Source organism: Pseudonocardia sp. Cha107L01, from assembly GCF_052566575.1.
Genome location: NZ_CP199579.1, coordinates 1800188 through 1816606, shown reverse-complemented (window position 1 = coordinate 1816606; position 16419 = coordinate 1800188). Strand labels below are relative to the sequence as shown.

The following is a 16419-nucleotide window of genomic DNA, read 5'->3' as shown; positions in this document are numbered from 1 at the left end:
TACGCACCCCACCGGCCGCCGTGGCACGATGTCGACCACGATCTTCCGCTGGGAGCCGCGTCGAGTGCGGTGACCCAGATGACGTACCGGCAGGAGGCAACGAGGTGGCCAACCCGACTCCCGGTGGCCGGGGAACCGAAGTCCCGACCCCGCTGCGCTCCATCCCCTTGTCCGCGGAGCCGTCGGTGAACGGTGACGCGTCCATCGGCGGCCTGGTCCGCGAGGCGTCCTCGCACGTCTCCACGTTGCTGCGCGCCGAGCTGGAACTGGCGAAGCAAGAGGTGACCGCCGAGGTCAAGAAGGGTGTCCAGGGCAGCGTCTTCTTCCTGGTCGCGCTGACCATCGTGCTGTTCAGCCTGTTCTTCTTCTTCATCGCGGTGGCCGAGCTGCTCACCATCTGGCTGATGCCGTGGGCCGCCTACCTGGTCGTCTTCGGCATCATGCTGGTCGTGGCCGGGTTGGCCGGGCTCATCGGCTTCCTGCGGGTCCGCAAGATCCACGCGCCGGAGCGCACCATCAGCACCGTGAAGGACACCGCCGCCGCGCTGGGCAGGCGCGGTGGCCGAGACAGCGCACCGGCCCTGGAGCGGTGAGCACCGCCGGACTGGGAGTGCCACCGCGGTGAGCCCCGAGGCCGCGTGGCGGTGAAGAACGGACCGGACCCGTCTTCGGTGCGTATCGCCGGCCCCTGGCGCCATCGTGACGTGTCGGCCAACGGGATCCGGCAGCACCTCGCGGAGTGCGGCCAGGGCCCACTGGTGGTGCTCGCGCACGGCTTCCCGGAGTTCTGGTGGTCCTGGCGGCACCAGCTGGTGGGACTCGCCGACGCCGGGTTCCGGGTGGTCGCGGTGGACCTGCGCGGCTACGGCGACTCGGACAAGCCACCGCGCGGCTACGACCTGTGGACGCTGGCCGGGGATCTGGCCGGCCTGATCCGGGCGCTGGGCGAGCGTGAGGCCACCGTGGTCGGGCACGACTGGGGCGGCCTGGTGGCCTGGACGCTGGCCGCGCTGCACCCCCGCCTGGTGCGCTCGCTGGTGCTGCTGAACAGCCCGCACCCGATGGCGCTGCGGCGGGCCACCTGGGCCGATCCGCGCGGGCAGGGCTGGGCCGCGCGGCACACGGTGGGCTTCCAGCTGCCGATGCTGCCGGAGCGCTCGCTGCGGGCCGACGGCGCGGCCCGGGTGGAGCGGATCCTGCGCGCGTGGGCCGGGTCGCGCTGGGCGGCGGCCCCGGAGTTCGACGAGGTCCTCCGGCGGAACCGGGACGCGATGCTGATCCCGGGGGTGGCGCACTGCGCCCTCGAGTACTTCCGCTGGGCGGTGCGTTCGCAGGCCCGGCCGGACGGGCGACGGTTCGCCGCCGCGGTGGCCCGGCCACTCGAGTTGCCGGTGCTGCAGGTGCACGGCGCGGACGATCCGTCCCTGCTGGAGCGCACCGCGCGGGCCTCGGCGCGCTGGGTCGCGGCCGACCGCTACCAGTACCGGGCACTGCCCGGCCTCGGCCATTTCCCGCACCAGGAGGCCCCGGACGCGGTCAACGCACTGATCGCCGACTTCCTGGCCAACTGACCGCCGGCCGTGCCGGACCCGTCCGTCGGTCAGGCCGCGCAGCTGCCGGTGGACACCTCGCTGCTGAGCCGGGGCGCCTTGGCCACCAGCGGTTCGACCTGTTGCGCGGTCAGCACGAACCCGGTCTCCGGGTCGTCCTGGGCGGCGCCGAACACGATCCCGTAGACGGTGCCGTCCGGGGCCAGCAGCGGCCCGCCGGAGTTGCCGGAGCGGACCACCGCGCGGATCGTGTAGACGTCGCGCACCACGGTCTGCGAGTTGTAGATGTCCAGCCCACGCAGGTCGATCTGGTCCCTGATGCGCGCCGCGGTCGCCTTGAACGGGCCGTCCAGCGGGTAGCCGAGCACGATCGCGTCGTCGGCCACCGTCGCGGCCCTCGGGGCGAACTGCAGCGGCGTGACGCCAAGGCCGGGTACCGCGAGCACCGCGACGTCGATCTCCGGGTCGTACGCCACCACCGAGGCGGCCTTGGTCTTGGACCTGCCGGAGCGCCCGGGTACCTCCACGCTCACCTCGGCGGTGCCGGCGACCACGTGCGCGTTGGTCACCACCCGGTCCGGGGCGATCACGAAGCCGGAGCCCTCCAACGCCCGCGAGCACTGGGTGGCCTTGCCCCGGATCTTCAGCACGCTGTCCTCGGCGGTCTGCACCTCGCCGCTGGTCTGCAGCGCCAGGTTGGGCGGGCCGACCACGGTGATCGGGGTCTGCGCGAACGGCGTGAGCACGTCCGGGAAGCCGGAGGAGTCGAGCAGTGCGCGCAGCTCCGAGGGCAGTTGGCGGGCCGAGGGCAGCACCGAACCCACCACCGAGTCCACCGCGGCCAACACCTTGGAGCCCCGGATGCCGGCGGCCAGCCCGGGGAAGCTCGCCGAGGCCAGCGGCAGCGCCACCAGCCAGGCGGCCAACACCACGGTCAGCCCCTGCAGGATCGCGCCCGCGGTCGAGTCGAGCCGCAGCGTCTGCTCGCCGGTGATCCGGTCCCGGATGCGGCGGCCGAAGAACACGCCGGTGGTCTCACCCAGCGCGACCAGCAGCACCACCACACCGATGCTGACCATCACCCGCGCGGTCGGCGACTCCACGTGCTGCGCCAGCAGCGGGGCCAGCCGGACCCCGATGATCGCTCCCCCGAGCACCCCGACGAAGGACAACAGCGCGACCGCCATGCCGTGCCGCCAGCCGGAAACGCCGGCCAACACGGCCAGCAGCAGCACAAAGATGTCCACCCAGCTCATGGCCTGGCTCCCTGGTCCGCCGGCATCACCGGGCGGACCGCGACCGCTGCCGGGCATCCACCCAGGCGCGGTCCAGGTCTCGCGTCGGACCGCCGGACCACGGGCGTTCCCAGCCGCCCATCCGCAGCAACGAGTCCACCAGTCCCCCGGTGAAGCCCCACACGACCATGCCCGCCACCTCGAACGCCGGCCCAACCCAGCCCGACGGGTGCCGCACCAGGAACCGGTGCCCCGGATCGGCCAACTCGGCCACCGGGACACGCACCACGGTGGCGGTCTCGGCCGGATCGACCGGCGCAACCGCCACTGGGTCGCGCCAGTGTGCCAGCACGGGGGTGACCCGGAATCCGGACGGGGGGATGAACAGCTCGGGCAGCAGCGCCAGCGGCACCACACCAGCCGGATCCAGCCCGGTCTCCTCAGCCGCCTCGCGCAGCGCGGTGTCGACCGGACCGTCGTCGGTGGGCTCCCGACCGCCGCCGGGGAACGAGACCTGGCCGGCGTGGTCGCGCAGCCCGCCGGCGCGTTCCTGCAACAGCAGGTCCGGGCCGTGCTCGGTGGTCTCGCCGAACAGCACCAGCACGGCGGCCCGCCGGGCACCGGTGGCCGGCGGCGCGATGTCGTGGCGGCTCAGCTCGTCCGTGGTGGCCGTGCCGGCCACCCGCAGTAGGGGAACCAACCAGGAGGGCGCCGCGGCCGGGTCGACCCGCACCGAGGCCAGCCACTCCCGCTCGCCCGGCCGGGCCCGGTCCGGCCCGGACCCGTTCGGCAAGGACCCACGCAGCCCGGACCCATCCGATCCGGGATCGCTCGGCCCCAGCTCACTCGGCCCCAGCTCACTCGGCCCCAGCTCACTCGGCAGCGCGCTCATGACCCGCCCGTACGCAGCCGGGCCACCGCGGCGGCGACCTCGTCGGCGCTCTTGAACGGGGTGGGCGGCAGCACCATGGTCACCGTGCCGTCGGCACGCAGCAGGTAGCTGGCCGGCAGCGCCGGCGGCACCCGCAGCGCGGCGGCCAGCGCACCGTCCGGGTCGGCCACCACCGGCAGCCGCACCCCGAGGTCGGCGAGCAGCGCCAGCGCGGCGTCCGGCCGGTCCCGCTCGTCCACCCCGAGCACCGGGATCGCGCCGGGGCGGTTGGCGTACTCGGACAGCGCGGGCAGCTCGGTGCGGCACGGCGCACACCACGAGCCCCATACGTTGATCAGCGCGTCGTGCCCGGCCAGCCCACTCGCCGGCTCGACCTCCCCGGGCGCGCCGAGGCAGGGCACCCGCACCCCGGCGAGCGGCCCGGCCGGGGCGGCGGCGGTACCCACCGGGCAGGCCGGCAGCCCAGCCGCCCGCCGCGCCGCCTCGAGACCCTCGTCGCTCCAGGGAGCGGGGGCAGCGGCCGTCGGCCCGGTCGAACGGTCGGCCGGAGAGCTCGAGCGTTGGCCGGTCATGCCCGGCCACAGCAGTACGACCGCGATCACCGCCAGCACGACGACGACCACCACGGCGGCCAGCTCGCCCTTGCTCAGCCCGGTCCGACGTGTCACCGGTGTCACCGGGACGACCCGGGACGGGCCTCCGCCGGCTCGGGGACCGACTCGGTGACTGACCCGACCGCGAGCTCGGGCGCGGGTGGCGCGAATGCCTTCGAGGTCGACACCGGCACCGAACCGATACCGGCCATCGACAGCAGGTGTGCCGTCTCCGGCCCCTTGACCAGCAGAGCGGCCTTTTCCTTCTCGGTCGGGCCGACGCCGTAGGACGGGCAGTCGGCGGCCAGCGGGCAGACCCCGCAGGCCGGATTGCGGGAGTGGCACACCCGTCGCCCGTGGAAGATCACCCGGTGCGACACGATCGTCCACTCGGCGCGCGGCACCAGCGTCCCGACCGCGTGCTCGACCTTGACCGGGTCTTCCTCCTCGGTCCAGCCGAACCGGCGAACCAGGCGCCCGAAGTGCGTGTCCACCGTGATGCCCGGGACGTCGAACGCGTTGCCCAGGATCACGTTGGCCGTCTTGCGGCCGATCCCGGGCAGCGTGACCAGCTCTTCGAGGGTGTTCGGCAACAGGCCGCCGAACTTTTCTTCGACCGCCGAGCCCAAACCGAGCAAGGAGCCGGCCTTGTTGCGGAAGAATCCGGTGGGCCGGATCAGTTCCTCCAGCTCGGCACGGTCGGCGGCCGCGTAGTCGGCGGCCGTGGGGTACCGGGCGAACAAGGCCGGGGTGACCTCGTTGACCCGTTTGTCGGTGCACTGCGCGGACAGGATGGTCGCGACCGCGAGCTCCAGCGGCGTCGTGAAGTCAAGCTCGCAGTGCGCGTCCGGGTATGCCTCGGCCAGGGTGCGAACCATGCGCCGGACCCTCCGGGTGCGGCCCAGGTCACTCTCACCGGCCGCGACTCGCGCGGCGAGCTTGCTCGGGCGCGGTACCGATCGGGCGGGTTTCGTCACTCTGTCCAGGGTACGGACCGCACCGACAACCTCTGACGATGGGCCATTGCGGTCCGGCCGAGAGACACACCGACCCCGCTGCAACTATCCGCCGCGTCATGCGAGAGGATTCCCCCCGACATGACTGCCTGGTTGTCGATACTCGTGCCGCTACTGGTGATGTTCTTCGCCTTGGGCATGGAGCGCGTTGAAGCACGGTTACGCGAGTCTGCCGTGCGTCAGGACGAGCTCGATGATTTCCTCGAGCGAGCTCGGCCAGATGAGGTCAAAGCACTGTTCCGCTCCGGTACCGGGCGTGCCCTGGAGCTGTTCCGGCTGCGCAACCGGGACGACAGACGTCCCCGCGAGGAGCGTCGGAACCCCGACCGACCGCAGCGAATCGCATCCTGAACACGTGGTGCGACGGCCCCTATGTGGGTCGCAGTGGTCAACACCACCTCGGGGAGCACTAGACTGCCGTCCGAATGATCGGTTCCGGTCCGTGGGCACCACTTAGATCCGCAAGTATCTGGGGTCGACGGCCGCGAGTTGAGGAGTGGCTGTGGACGAGGTCCTGCTCCGGGCGGGCATTTTCCAAGGAGTCGAGCCGAGTGCTGTCGAGGCGCTCTCCGGGGAGCTCGAACCCGTCGATTTCCCCCGAGGACACGTCATCTTCGCCGAAGGCGAACAGGGCGATCGGCTCTACATCATTGCCAGCGGCAAGGTGAAGATCGGGCGTAAGTCGCCGGACGGGCGGGAGAACCTGCTCGCGGTGTTCGGTCCTTCGGACATGTTCGGCGAGCTGTCCATCTTTGACCCCGGCCCACGGACGTCGTCCGCGACCACCATCACCGAGGTGCGCGCGTACACGATGGACCGGGGCGCGCTGAAGGAGTGGATCGGGAAGCGACCCGACATCGCCGAACAGCTGCTGCGGGTCATCGCGCGGCGGCTGCGGCGGACGAACAACTCGCTGGCCGACCTGATCTTCACCGACGTGCCCGGTCGGGTCGCCAAGGCGCTGCTGCAGCTGGCCCGCCAGTTCGGCTCCCAGGAGTCCGGTCTGCTGCGGGTCACCCACGACCTCACCCAGGAGGAGATCGCCCAGCTGGTCGGCGCCTCCCGGGAGACGGTGAACAAGGCACTGGCCGACTTCGCGCAGCGCGGTTGGCTGCGCCTGGAGGGCAAGAGCGTGCTCATCCTCGAGCCGGAGCGGCTGGCCCGCCGGGCCCGCTGAGTCACCGCCGGGGGGTTCGTCGGACCTTCCCGGTCGGCCCGGCGGAGCGTCGAGTCGCGACCAGAGGAAAGCGGTGGCGATAACTCGGTGGTCTGGCCGGGCCCGGGCAGCGAGGCTGGTCGGGTGTCTACGTCCCTGACCGACTACCGCGCCCTGCTGCGCGCCCCGGGTGCGCGCGGCCCGATGCTGGCTTCGGCACTGGGTCGATTTCCCATCGCCATGCTCGGCCTGGCCTCTCTGTTGTATGTGCAACGCAGTTACGGCTCGTTCGCCTGGGCCGGCTTCGTGGCTGCCGCCGCGCTGATCGGCGAGTCGGCCGGTTCGGTCCTGCAGGGGCGCATCATCGACCGGCGCGGCGCGACCCGCCCCCTCCTGCTGGTCAGCCTGGTGTTCGCCGCCGCCAGTGCCGCACTGATACTCGCCATCGAGCACCGGATGGCGCTGCCCGTCCTGGTGCCCGCCGCGTTCGCGGTCGGTCTGAGCACCCCGGCACTGCCCGGGTCGTCGCGGGCGTTGTGGTCGCACCTGGTGCCGGCCGGGTCGCGCCGGGAAGCCGCCTACACCTACGAGGCGGTCAGCCTGGAGGTGTTCTTCATCCTGGGCCCGGCGGCGGCCGCCGCACTGATTCTCACGCCGTGGCCCGGTACCGGGCTGGCGGTCGCGGTGACCATGATGCTGCTCGGCGCGGTGAGCTTCGCGCTGACCCGGACCGTGCGGGGCCACCGCTCCAGCGGCGGCGTGGCGAGCACCGGTTGGGGTGCGCTGGCCAGCCCGGGTATGCGGGTGGTGACGCTGGCCGCACTGGGCTTCGGGGCCGTGGTCGGCGTGGTCGAGGTCGGGGTGCCGGCGGTGGCGACCGAGGCGGGACGCCCAGCGCTGGCCGGCGTACTGCTCAGTGCCTGGTCGGTCGCCTCGGTGCTGGCCGGGCTGCTCTACGGGCTGCGGCCGTGGCCCCGGGAGCTGCGTCACCGGCTGCCGGCGCTGCTGGCCGGGTTCGGGCTCGCGGTGGGTGCGATGGCCGCCGCGCCCGGGCTGATCGGGGTGGGGGTGGCGATGCTGGTGGCCGGCTGCCTGGTCACCCCGCAGGTCACCGCGCACTCGATCACCGTCGAGCTGGCCGCCCCGGTCGGTACCGCCACCGAGGCGTTCGGCTGGGTGATCACCGCGACCACTCTCGGGCTCGCCGGCGGGCAGGCGCTGGGCGGCGCACTGGTGGAGGCTCACGGGCCGGCTACGGCGTTCCTGGCCGGCGCGGGCACCGCCCTGGTACTGGCCGGCGTGGTCGCGCTGATGCGCGGCAGCCTCGCGTCGCCCGCTCGGCCCGCCGACCCGGCCAAGACCGCCTGCGGCTAGTCCAGAGCCGGGCCGACCGCCGTGCTCAGCCGGCGCGCAGGTAGTCGAGCTGGGCGCGCACCGACGACTCCGCGGCCGGCCACAGCACCTGGTCCACGTCCGCGTAGACGAGCTCGACGACCTGGCGCGGGGTGGCGTCCGGGCCGAGCTGGCGCAGCGCCTCCCTGACCTGCTCGAGGCGCTGCTCGCGGTGCGCCAGGTACTCCCTGGCCACCGCGCCGGCATCGGGCAGCTCAGGGCCGTGCCCGGGCAGCACAGCGAGCCCCTCCGGCAGCTCGGCGAGGCGGCGCAGCGAGCTCAGGTAGTCACTGAGCCGGCCGTCCGGCTGCGCGATCACCGTGGTGCCGCGGCCCAACACGGTGTCGCCGGTGAGCACCGCGTCCTCCAGTACGAAGCTCAGCGAGTCGGCGGTGTGCCCCGGGGTGGTCAGCACCCGCAGCTCGAGGCCGGCGGCGGCGACCACGTCGCCTTCGCCCAACCCCTCACCGCCCAGCACCAGCTTCGGGTCCAGCGCGCGGACCGGGGCATGGGTCAGCTCGGCGAGGCGGGCGGCGCCCTCGGAGTGGTCGAAGTGGTGGTGGGTGAGCAGGATCTGCGCCACCGGCCCGTGCTCGGCGATCCGCCGCAGGTGGTGCTCGTCCAGCGGGCCGGGGTCGATCACGATCACCTGCTCGGCGTCCGGCGCCCGCAGCAGCCAGGTGTTGGTGCCCTCCAACGTCATCGGGGAGGGGTTCTCCGCGAGCAGCACCGAGGCGGTTGCGGTGACCGGGCGCAGCTTCTCGTACATCGGGTGCGCCGGGCGCTGTCCTGCCGGCAGCAGGCCGCGCCTCGGCGGGTTCGGGCTGGGCGACTGGCGCGGCCGCAGCTGCAGCGGCGCGGTGTCGTAGCCCAGCTCGCCGGGCAACGACAGCAGCACCTTGCCGTCCTCACGGCGCACTTTCGGGATCAGCGGGTTGATCGCCCGGTGCTCGCCGGCGGCGAGGGCGGCGGCGACGTCGTCCTGCTCGGCGAGCTGCTCCAGGCTGACCCAGGTCGGCGGCAGCAGCTGCAACCGGTCGGCGTGCCAGTCCGCCAGTGCGTCCGCCGGGCGGTGCCAGCCCGCCTCCGAGACTTCAGTGGTGCCGTCGTCGGCGCGCTGGCCCGGCGGCAGCTGCGCGACGAAGAAGAACGTGTCGTAGCGGCGCGGCTCGATCTCCGGCGTGATCCAGTTGGACCACGGGCGCAGCAGGTCGGCCCGCAGCACCCAGCCGTTCGCGGTGAGTACGTCGACCATTGAGCCGCGCCGGTCCACCAGCTCGGAGCGGGCCGCCGCCAACTGCTCGGGGGTCGCGTCCAGGGCCGCCCCGTCCGGACCACCGGCGAGCAGTACGCCGCACTCCTCGAACGTCTCCCGCACCGCGGCGCACACCAGCGCGGCCGCCTGGTCCTCGTCGCAGCCGAACCGATCGGCCCACCAGGACGGCGGCGGCCCGGACCAGGTGACACCGCTGCTCTGCCGGTCCCGCTCGTCCAGCCCGCCGCCGGGGAACACGGTGACGCTGGGCGCGAACGCCATAGCCTTCACCCGGCGTTGCAGGAACACCTCGATCCCGGTCTCGGTGTCGCGCAGCAGCATGACCGTTGCCGCTGGTCGGGGGGTTACTGGGGAGTCTGGGGCCGACATGATCCTGACTCTAACCGGTGGCCCGGCCTCTCACCCGGTGACGACGACCGCCGCGATCTCGCGCTCAGTGGGCGAGCGCATCCACCACAGTCGTGGCGGCGGCGGACAGGTAGGCCTTGGCCGTCTGGTAGCCGATCGTGGCGGGTTGGGCGCTGAGCAGCGCTATCACGTACCGGCCCGAGGGCCCGGTGACGCCGGTGCTGTGCAGGTACAGCTGCGGGCCGTCGATCATCCAGCCCTGCTTTGCCGCCACGGTCGCCGACCGGGGGCCGCGCAGCAACCCGAAGGCCTGGTCGAAACCGTCCGCGCCGGACTGCTGGGCACTGGCCAGGGCGCCCAGCACGGTGTCCCGACTCGACTGGCCCATCGAGCTCAACAGGTACTGGTACACCTCCACCACATCCCGCGCGGAGATCAACGTCTCACCCCACTCGCCGGGGTTGGCCGGCGGGCGAGTGTCCCGCAGGTTGGCCAGCCCGATCATCTCGATGACCGTCCGGGACCCGCCGAACTGGTTCCAGAGCGCGTTCATCGCGCTGTCGTCACTCAGGCTCAGCGCGCGTTGGATGTCGGCCTGCTGGACGGGCGTGAGCACCAGTCCGTCGGCCTCCGTGCGGTGCAGGATGTCGACCACGGTGAACAGCTTGACCACCGACGCGGAGTACAGCGGTGTGGCGCCCTCGGAGCCGAGAGTGAGCTGCCCGGTCGTGCGGTCCAGCACCGCGACGCCGTAGGACGCCACCGAGGGCTGGACGGCGTTCAGCGTGTCCACCGAGGCGATCGCCGCCGGCAGCGTCTGGCCGGCCGAGGTGCCGGCGGTCAGCGTCGAGTCGCCCGCCCCGGAGTTCGGGTCGGCGGCCCGGTAGTAGTCGTCCGCCCGCTGAGTGTGCCGGACGATCAGCACCGAGGAGCCGATGGTGGCCAGCACCAGCACCGCGGCGAACGGCAGCAGGAGCGAGCGTCTAGCGCGGCGTCGCCCAGGCGGCTCGTGCTCCATGCGCGCAGTGTGCGGGCCGAACCTTTAAATGACCTTGCAATCGGGACGACACGCTCGCGGCGGCCGCCCTGAGCTGCACAGTTGCGTATACCTACGCAGAGCAGCTCTGCGTAGGTATACGCAACACGGACGATCCGGTGCTATCGACCACCAGTGCGGGGCACTAGTGCCCGGCGTCCGAAGTCTTTTGCCGATCTCCGGCGCCCAGATGGCGCCTCGCGGCGTTGTCGTCGGGGCCGATACAACGACGGTATCGGCCCCTCCGAGGAAGACAGAGCCTTGCGACGCATCCATCTGGATCACCGAATATCTGGCAAGGACTTCGGACGCAGGGCACTAGGACGCTGGCGGCGGGTCGTTCGGTCGGGCTGGCCGGGGCTTGCGGCCGCCGTTGGCGCCGCGGAAGATCCGGGGCTGGTCCTTGCCAGGAGGCGCGCTGCCCCGGTCCTCGCGGGCGGCCAGCTCCTCGTGGAGCTGGCGGAGCAACCGCTGCTCCACGTCGGACAGCGGGCCGTCCGCCGTGTCATCCGGCCGCGTCGGGGGTCGTTTCGGCGGGCCAGCCGGACCGCCTGGCCCACCTGGCGCCACCGGTCGGTTCGCACCGGTTCGGTCCGGCCCGGCCGAGAACGGCCCCGGACCCGACGTCGCAGGCCGGGGCGGCGGCCCTGGCCGGTTCTTCGGCTCGTCCCTGGGCGGCCCACCGGCCGGCTCCCGCGACCCGCCCCAGTCCCCACCGCGGGGCTGGTCGGCGGCCCGGCGCTCGATCGGCTGATCGGCGGGGCCGGCGGCCCGATCCGGACCCGGCCCGTCCGGGCCGAACATGTCGTCGTCACTGCCGGCGCCGGCCCGGTCGAACGTGAGCCCGGAGGCAATCTCGTCGAACCCGGCGTCGGAGCGGTCCGGACGGTCCGTGCGGGGGCGGCGCGGCGCCGAGCCTCGGGCGGTGATCACCCGGTCGACCGGGCGCAACGGGGTGGGCCGGCTACCGTCGGACCCCGCGATGGGGCCTGGGCGGGGCGGCTCCGGACGTCGCGCGGTGTCCCGGGCCCTCGACTCGCCGCCGTTCGCGGCGGCCTCCGGCCGGGCCCCGCCGGCGCGCCCGTTCTGCCCGGCCGGCCGGGTCGCCTCCGGCAGCGGGCGGTCACCGGTCACCTCGACCCGGACCGCCTCGGCCAGCGCGGCACGGTGGTACTCACTGAGCTCCGTGTCAGCGGCGAACACCTCAACCGAGGCGAACACGCCGGCCCGCAGCAGGACCTCGCCGACCTGATAGGCCAGCACGTCGGCACCGTCGGACTCGTCGACCTCGATGAGCACCACCGGGTGCGGCAGCGGGCCGGGCGCCGACCCGGTCGGGGTGCACCGCCAGCTCAGCCAGAGCTCACAGTTGCGCAGCAGCCGCGCCGGCACCGAGGCCAGCGCGTGCTCCGGGGACCGCTCGCCGCCGACCATCGGGAAACCGCCGCCCGCCGGATCGGCCAGGAACCGGTGCCGCAGCCGCGGCGCGGCGTCCGGCGCGGGCAGTGACTCACCCCTGCCGAGCAGCTTCAGCCGGCTGGCAGCCGCGAGCAGCGCCTCGTGGGTGGCGGCCGGCAGCCGCACCCGGTCCGCCTGCACAGCGGCCGTGACGAGCTCAAGTGCATAGTCACCCTCGCCGACCGCGACCAGCTCCCGGCACCAGCCGAGCAGCTCGTCGTCGAGCAGCCCGGCGAGCGAAAGCAGCAGGCTGTGCGTGTCGACCGTGACGTCGGTGACTTCCCGGCCCTCCGGCATCTCGCCTCCTTGAGCTAGTAGTCGCTGGACTCAGGCGTCGACCAACGAACCGCTGGAGTCGCGGCGGGGGCGCCCCGACTCCCGTTCGTTGGGTCGCCACAGCGAGGTCGAATCACGAAGCGCCAGCCGGTGGTACGGGGGTAGAGCCAACGGCGGCGATACCACTTCAACGCACGGCGACAGGTCGCCGTGCGCACGCAGCACGCGCTGCAGGGTGCCGGTCAGCGCCGGCAGGTCCTCCGTCACGTGTGCCAGGACCACCCGTTGGGGACGAGAGTGGTCGACGCGCCAGCTGCGGCGCAGTTCCTTCGCACCGGGGTGGCCTCGGACCACCGCGGTGAGCATCAGGTCGATGCTGTCCCGCCAGCCGCCGGGGCTGGACAGGTCCGCGCAGACCTCTTCGGGGGCGAGCTCGGCGCGGAAGGTCGCATTGGTCTCGCCCGGCTCGGCGACCGGCAGGACCGCGTCCAGCTGCCGCTGGGTGGCACCCCAGAGCGGCAGGCTGGCCTCCATCAGGTCGCGCTCCGCGTCGGTCAACCCGATGCGGTTGCGCAGCAGCGCCTTGGGCAGCGCGCGGCTCAGCGCGGCGTGCCCGTCGGCGGCGAGCCAGTCACGCAGCCGCCACAGCAGCCGGTCGGGCAGCCGCCCGGCCAGGCGGACCAGCAGGTCGTGACAGGCGCGCTCCGGGTCTGCCAGGGCGCCGTTCTCGGACTGGGTGCTCATGGGGACACCTCAACAACGATCTCGATCTCGACCGGCGCGTTCTTGGGGAGCTCGGCGACACCGACGGCGGACCGGGCGTGTCCGCCCGCCTCACCGAAAACCTCGCCGAACAGGGATGACGCGCCGTCGATCACGGCTGGTTGGTCGGTGAACCCGGGAGCGGAGGCCACAAATCCGGTGACCTTCACCACCCGCCGCACCGCGTCGATACCGACCAGGGCGTGCACCGCCGCCAGCGCGTTCAGCGCGCAGGAGCGGGCCAGCCCGGCGGCCTCGCCGGCGTCGATCTCGGCGCCGACCTTGCCGGTGCTCACCAGCGCGCCGGCCACCACCGGCAGTTGTCCCGCGGTGAACACCAGCGATCCGGAGCGCACCGCGGGCAGGTAGGCACCGGCCGGCGTAGTCACCTGGGGAAGTTCGATCCCCAGGTCACGGAGTCGCTGGCTGGCCGACATCAGCCGGACCCGCCGCCGGCGACCGGGCGCTTGAGATACGCCACCAGCTGCTCACCGGTCGGGCCGGGCAACACGGTGACGAGTTCCCACCCATCGGAGCCCCATTGGTCCAAGATTTGCTTGGTGGCGTGGGACAGCAACGGAACAGTTGCGTACTCCCACGCGGTACCCGAGGCGCTCATGGTGCGCCACCATATCTTGGGGCACATCGTAGGCTGCACAGGCATGTGGCCCGATGAGCTCGAGCGTGCCCGGCTGCACGTCGTGACCGGCAAGGGCGGCACCGGCAAGACCACGGTGGCCGCCGCGTTGGCACTCGCACTGGCAACCGGTGGCCGGCGCACCCTGCTGGTCGAGATCGAAGGACGGCAGGGCATCGCCCAGCTGTTCGACACCAGCCCGCTGCCCTACGAGGAGCAGCGGATCGCGGTGGCCCCCGGCGGCGGTGAGGTGCGCGCGCTCGCCGTGGATGCCGAGGCCGCACTGCTGGACTACCTCGAGATGTTCTACAACCTGGGCATCGCCGGGCGGACGCTGCGCCGGATGGGCGCGATCGAGTTCGCCACCACGCTCGCCCCCGGGCTGCGCGACGTGCTGCTCACCGGCAAGGTCAAGGAATGTGTGACGCGCACCGGCAAGGACGGCCGGCACGTCTACGACGCGGTGATCCTGGACGCGCCGCCGACCGGTCGCGTGGTGACCTTCATGGACGTCACCAAGGCGATGGCCGACCTGGCCAAGTCCGGCCCGATCTACCGGCAGAGCGAGGGCGTGGTCCGGCTGCTGCACTCGGCGGACACCGTCGTGCACCTGGTCACCACGCTGGAGGACCTGCCGGTGACGGAGACGCTGGAGACGGTCTCGGAGCTGGCCGACGCCCGGCTGCGGACCGGCGCGGTGATCGTCAACCGGGCCGACGCCCGGCGGCTGCCCACCCGCTCGGTGGACAGCGCGGCGGACGGCCGGGTAGACCGGATGCGGGTGCGCTCCGGGTTGGCCTCGGCCGGCCTCGAGCTGACCGACGCCCAGCTGGACGGGCTGCTCGCGGAGACCGTGGAGCACGCCGTGCGGGTCCGTGCCGAGGCGGCCGCGCTGGCCCGACTGGACAAGGAGCCGACCGAGCCGCTGCCCCGCCTCACATTGCCGGAGATGATCGACGGCATCGAGCTGGGCGCGATCTATGAGCTGGCCGAGAAGCTCACCGACCAGGGCGTTCAGGCCCACGCGGTACCGCGGCCGGCCAAGGCGACCCGTTGAGCCGGCCCGGATCCGAGAACAGGACGATGCAGTGAGCACCCACCAACCGCCCAACGACGGGGTTGAGCCATGAGTCCGAGCAAACCGACCCGCCGCCTCGACCTGGACGCGGTGCTGGACTCGCCGGAGACCACCGTCGTGGTGTGCTGCGGGTCCGGCGGGGTGGGCAAGACGACCACCGCCGCCGCCCTCGCGGTGCGCGCCGCCGAACGGGGCCGGCGGACCGTGGTACTCACCATCGACCCCGCGCGACGGCTGGCCGAAGCGCTGGGTTTGAGCACACTGAGTAACGAGCCGAAGCGCGTTACCGGGGTGAGCGACGACGAGTCGGGGTCCAGCGGCGAGCTGCACGCGATGATGCTGGACATGCGGCGCACCTTCGACGAGATGGTGTACACCCATTCGACGCCCGATCGCGCCGAGAAAATCATCGCCAACCCGTTCTATCAGACCATCTCTTCCTCGTTCTCCGGAACACAGGAATACATGGCCATGGAAAAGCTCGGCCAGCTGACCGCGACCGGCAAATGGGACCTCATTGTGGTGGACACGCCACCGTCCCGATCGGCATTGGACTTCCTGGACGCGCCGCAACGGATGTCGTCATTCCTGGACGGAAAGATGATTCGGCTGTTGTCCGCCCCGGCACGGGTGGGCGGGCGCGGACTGCGCCGGTTGGTCGGCGCCGGTTTCGGTCTTTTCGCCAAGGCGGTCGGCACCATCCTGGGCGGCCAGATGCTCTCCGACGCCTCGGCGTTCGTGCAGGCCTTCGACACCATGTTCGGCGGCTTCCGGGAGCGCGCCACGCAGACCTACGAGCTGCTCCGCTCGCCGGGCACCGCGTTCGTGGTGGTCGCGGCGCCGGAGCCGGACGCGCTGCGTGAGGCCGCCTACTTCGTCGACCGGCTGGCCAGCGAGGACATGCCGCTGGCCGGGCTCATCCTGAACCGCACCCACCCGGTGCTCGCGGACTTGCCGGCCGGGCGTGCCCGCGACCTCGCCGACGTGGTGGACAAGGCCGGCAGCGGCCGGCTGGCCTCGGCGGTGCTGCGGCTGCACGCGGACCGCGTGGACCGGTCGGAGCGGGAGCAGCGGCTACTCGCCCGCTTCACCAACGCCCACCCGAGTGTCGCTGTACAACAGGTGCCGGCGGTGGCCGGGGACATCACTGACCTGGCCGGACTGCGCGAGATCGGCGAGCGGCTGACCGCGGCGCCGGCCCCGGGGCAGACCGCCATGGTCGCCGCCAAGAGCACCCAGGACGCCCTCGGCTGAGCACTCGGAGCCGACCCTCGGCGCACGGCCGGGCACCCATTCAGGCAGCCTCGGACAACTGGCCGGCCGGTGCGAGCCGGCCCTGCCTGGCCACCGCCGGCACCAACGGCATCGGCAGCGGGACCGGCGCCCGGGCCGGAGCCACCGGCGCGGCGGCCGGAGCCGGGACCGGAGCGGCCGAGCGGCGGGCGGCGATCTCGTTGAGGAAACTCTCCCAGCAGGTCACGTCCGGGCGCCTGCGCAGCATCGCGCGGCGATCCCGTTCGGTCATGCCACCCCACACCCCAAACTCGACGCGCTCGTCGAGGGCGTGTGACAAACATTGCGTAAGAACCGGGCAACCCCGGCAGATGGAACGGGCATCGCGCTGCTTTGCGCCTGTCACGAAAAGGCGTTCCGGATCTCCGTTACGGCAGTTGGCCGACACACGCCAGTTCCCCGTCGCAACCATTTCTTGCTC

At 72.6% G+C, this 16419-nt stretch carries 18 protein-coding genes; 7 read left to right on the top strand and 11 right to left on the bottom strand.

Annotated features, from left to right (window positions below):
- The first annotated feature begins 104 nt into the window (after positions 1-104).
- Complete coding sequence (locus tag ACTXG6_RS08630) at positions 105-593, top strand: phage holin family protein (RefSeq protein ID WP_445187231.1); 489 nt, start codon at positions 105-107, stop codon at positions 591-593.
- 51 nt (positions 594-644) lie between these two features.
- Positions 645-1571, top strand: a complete 927-nt coding sequence (locus ACTXG6_RS08625; protein WP_445189954.1) for an alpha/beta fold hydrolase — start codon at positions 645-647, stop codon at positions 1569-1571.
- Between the two features lie 29 nt (positions 1572-1600).
- Here the strand turns inward: ACTXG6_RS08625 and ACTXG6_RS08620 are convergent, their stop codons facing one another.
- The 4 genes from ACTXG6_RS08620 to nth all read right to left on the bottom strand — a co-directional run bounded on the left by ACTXG6_RS08620 (position 1601) and on the right by nth (position 5148).
- The gene (locus tag ACTXG6_RS08620) at positions 1601-2806 is read right to left on the bottom strand and encodes a MarP family serine protease (RefSeq protein WP_445187230.1); all 1206 of its coding nucleotides are present in this window, start codon (positions 2804-2806) and stop codon (positions 1601-1603) included.
- Between the two features lie 25 nt (positions 2807-2831).
- Positions 2832-3527, bottom strand: a complete 696-nt coding sequence (locus ACTXG6_RS08615) for an NUDIX hydrolase (protein WP_445189953.1) — start codon at positions 3525-3527, stop codon at positions 2832-2834.
- A 146-nt stretch (positions 3528-3673) separates the two neighbouring features.
- Positions 3674-4345: a TlpA family protein disulfide reductase gene (locus ACTXG6_RS08610; protein WP_445187229.1), complete on the bottom strand. Its 672-nt coding sequence runs from the start codon at positions 4343-4345 to the stop codon at positions 3674-3676.
- Between the two features lie 5 nt (positions 4346-4350).
- Entirely contained in the window at positions 4351-5148 is a 798-nt protein-coding gene (gene nth / locus ACTXG6_RS08605) for an endonuclease III (RefSeq protein WP_445187228.1), read from the bottom strand.
- A 219-nt stretch (positions 5149-5367) separates the two neighbouring features.
- On the opposite strand from nth, the gene ACTXG6_RS08600 reads away from it, so the two are divergent.
- From ACTXG6_RS08600 to ACTXG6_RS08590, 3 genes are all read left to right on the top strand, one after another.
- The gene (locus ACTXG6_RS08600) at positions 5368-5637 is read left to right on the top strand and encodes a hypothetical protein (protein ID WP_445187227.1); all 270 of its coding nucleotides are present in this window, start codon (positions 5368-5370) and stop codon (positions 5635-5637) included.
- 151 nt (positions 5638-5788) lie between these two features.
- Complete coding sequence (locus ACTXG6_RS08595; RefSeq protein WP_445187226.1) at positions 5789-6463, top strand: Crp/Fnr family transcriptional regulator; 675 nt, start codon at positions 5789-5791, stop codon at positions 6461-6463.
- A 183-nt stretch (positions 6464-6646) separates the two neighbouring features.
- Positions 6647-7816, top strand: a complete 1170-nt coding sequence (locus tag ACTXG6_RS08590) for an MFS transporter (protein WP_445189952.1) — start codon at positions 6647-6649, stop codon at positions 7814-7816.
- A 25-nt stretch (positions 7817-7841) separates the two neighbouring features.
- On the opposite strand, the gene ACTXG6_RS08585 is transcribed toward ACTXG6_RS08590, so the two are convergent.
- From ACTXG6_RS08585 to ACTXG6_RS08560, 6 genes are all read right to left on the bottom strand, one after another.
- Positions 7842-8603, bottom strand: coding sequence for an MBL fold metallo-hydrolase (locus ACTXG6_RS08585; RefSeq protein ID WP_445189951.1), 762 nt, complete (start codon positions 8601-8603; stop codon positions 7842-7844).
- 940 nt (positions 8604-9543) lie between these two features.
- On the bottom strand, positions 9544-10476 hold the full coding sequence (locus ACTXG6_RS08580) for a serine hydrolase (RefSeq protein WP_445187225.1): 933 nt from the start codon (positions 10474-10476) through the stop codon (positions 9544-9546).
- 336 nt (positions 10477-10812) lie between these two features.
- Positions 10813-12249 carry a hypothetical protein gene (locus tag ACTXG6_RS08575; RefSeq protein WP_445187224.1) on the bottom strand — a complete coding sequence of 479 codons (1437 nt, stop codon included), beginning with the start codon at positions 12247-12249 and terminating at the stop codon, positions 10813-10815.
- 30 nt (positions 12250-12279) lie between these two features.
- Positions 12280-12972, bottom strand: a complete 693-nt coding sequence (locus tag ACTXG6_RS08570) for a hypothetical protein (protein WP_445187223.1) — start codon at positions 12970-12972, stop codon at positions 12280-12282.
- On the bottom strand, positions 12969-13427 hold the full coding sequence (locus ACTXG6_RS08565; protein WP_445187222.1) for a RidA family protein: 459 nt from the start codon (positions 13425-13427) through the stop codon (positions 12969-12971). The genes ACTXG6_RS08570 and ACTXG6_RS08565 overlap by 4 nt, the downstream gene beginning before the upstream one ends.
- The gene (locus ACTXG6_RS08560; protein ID WP_445187221.1) at positions 13427-13609 is read right to left on the bottom strand and encodes a hypothetical protein; all 183 of its coding nucleotides are present in this window, start codon (positions 13607-13609) and stop codon (positions 13427-13429) included. The genes ACTXG6_RS08565 and ACTXG6_RS08560 overlap by 1 nt, the downstream gene beginning before the upstream one ends.
- A gap of 43 nt (positions 13610-13652) precedes the next feature.
- Here ACTXG6_RS08560 and ACTXG6_RS08555 point away from each other — a divergent pair, with 43 nt between their 5' ends.
- Both ACTXG6_RS08555 and ACTXG6_RS08550 read left to right on the top strand, forming a co-directional pair.
- Positions 13653-14684 carry an ArsA-related P-loop ATPase gene (locus ACTXG6_RS08555; protein WP_445187220.1) on the top strand — a complete coding sequence of 344 codons (1032 nt, stop codon included), beginning with the start codon at positions 13653-13655 and terminating at the stop codon, positions 14682-14684.
- A 69-nt stretch (positions 14685-14753) separates the two neighbouring features.
- Positions 14754-15959 carry an ArsA family ATPase gene (locus ACTXG6_RS08550; protein WP_445187219.1) on the top strand — a complete coding sequence of 402 codons (1206 nt, stop codon included), beginning with the start codon at positions 14754-14756 and terminating at the stop codon, positions 15957-15959.
- Positions 15960-15999: 40 nt separating this feature from the next.
- On the opposite strand, the gene ACTXG6_RS08545 is transcribed toward ACTXG6_RS08550, so the two are convergent.
- The gene (locus ACTXG6_RS08545; protein WP_445187218.1) at positions 16000-16410 is read right to left on the bottom strand and encodes a WhiB family transcriptional regulator; all 411 of its coding nucleotides are present in this window, start codon (positions 16408-16410) and stop codon (positions 16000-16002) included.
- Positions 16411-16419 lie beyond the last annotated feature (9 nt).

What these genes read in the sequence shown, in the direction of transcription:
- ACTXG6_RS08620 (WP_445187230.1), bottom strand. Translation starts at nt 2,806, where the DNA reads ATGAGCTGGGTGGACATCTTTGTGCTGCTGCTGGCCGTGTTGGCCGGC.
- nth (WP_445187228.1), bottom strand. Translation starts at nt 5,148, where the DNA reads ATGGTTCGCACCCTGGCCGAGGCATACCCGGACGCGCACTGCGAGCTT.
- ACTXG6_RS08600 (WP_445187227.1), top strand. Translation starts at nt 5,368, where the DNA reads ATGACTGCCTGGTTGTCGATACTCGTGCCGCTACTGGTGATGTTCTTC.
- ACTXG6_RS08590 (WP_445189952.1), top strand. Translation starts at nt 6,647, where the DNA reads ATGCTGGCTTCGGCACTGGGTCGATTTCCCATCGCCATGCTCGGCCTG.
- ACTXG6_RS08585 (WP_445189951.1), bottom strand. Translation starts at nt 8,603, where the DNA reads ATGTACGAGAAGCTGCGCCCGGTCACCGCAACCGCCTCGGTGCTGCTC.
- ACTXG6_RS08580 (WP_445187225.1), bottom strand. Translation starts at nt 10,476, where the DNA reads ATGGAGCACGAGCCGCCTGGGCGACGCCGCGCTAGACGCTCGCTCCTG.
- ACTXG6_RS08575 (WP_445187224.1), bottom strand. Translation starts at nt 12,249, where the DNA reads ATGCCGGAGGGCCGGGAAGTCACCGACGTCACGGTCGACACGCACAGC.
- ACTXG6_RS08570 (WP_445187223.1), bottom strand. Translation starts at nt 12,972, where the DNA reads ATGAGCACCCAGTCCGAGAACGGCGCCCTGGCAGACCCGGAGCGCGCC.
- ACTXG6_RS08565 (WP_445187222.1), bottom strand. Translation starts at nt 13,427, where the DNA reads ATGTCGGCCAGCCAGCGACTCCGTGACCTGGGGATCGAACTTCCCCAG.
- ACTXG6_RS08560 (WP_445187221.1), bottom strand. Translation starts at nt 13,609, where the DNA reads ATGAGCGCCTCGGGTACCGCGTGGGAGTACGCAACTGTTCCGTTGCTG.
- ACTXG6_RS08555 (WP_445187220.1), top strand. Translation starts at nt 13,653, where the DNA reads ATGTGGCCCGATGAGCTCGAGCGTGCCCGGCTGCACGTCGTGACCGGC.
- ACTXG6_RS08550 (WP_445187219.1), top strand. Translation starts at nt 14,754, where the DNA reads ATGAGTCCGAGCAAACCGACCCGCCGCCTCGACCTGGACGCGGTGCTG.
- ACTXG6_RS08545 (WP_445187218.1), bottom strand. Translation starts at nt 16,410, where the DNA reads ATGGTTGCGACGGGGAACTGGCGTGTGTCGGCCAACTGCCGTAACGGA.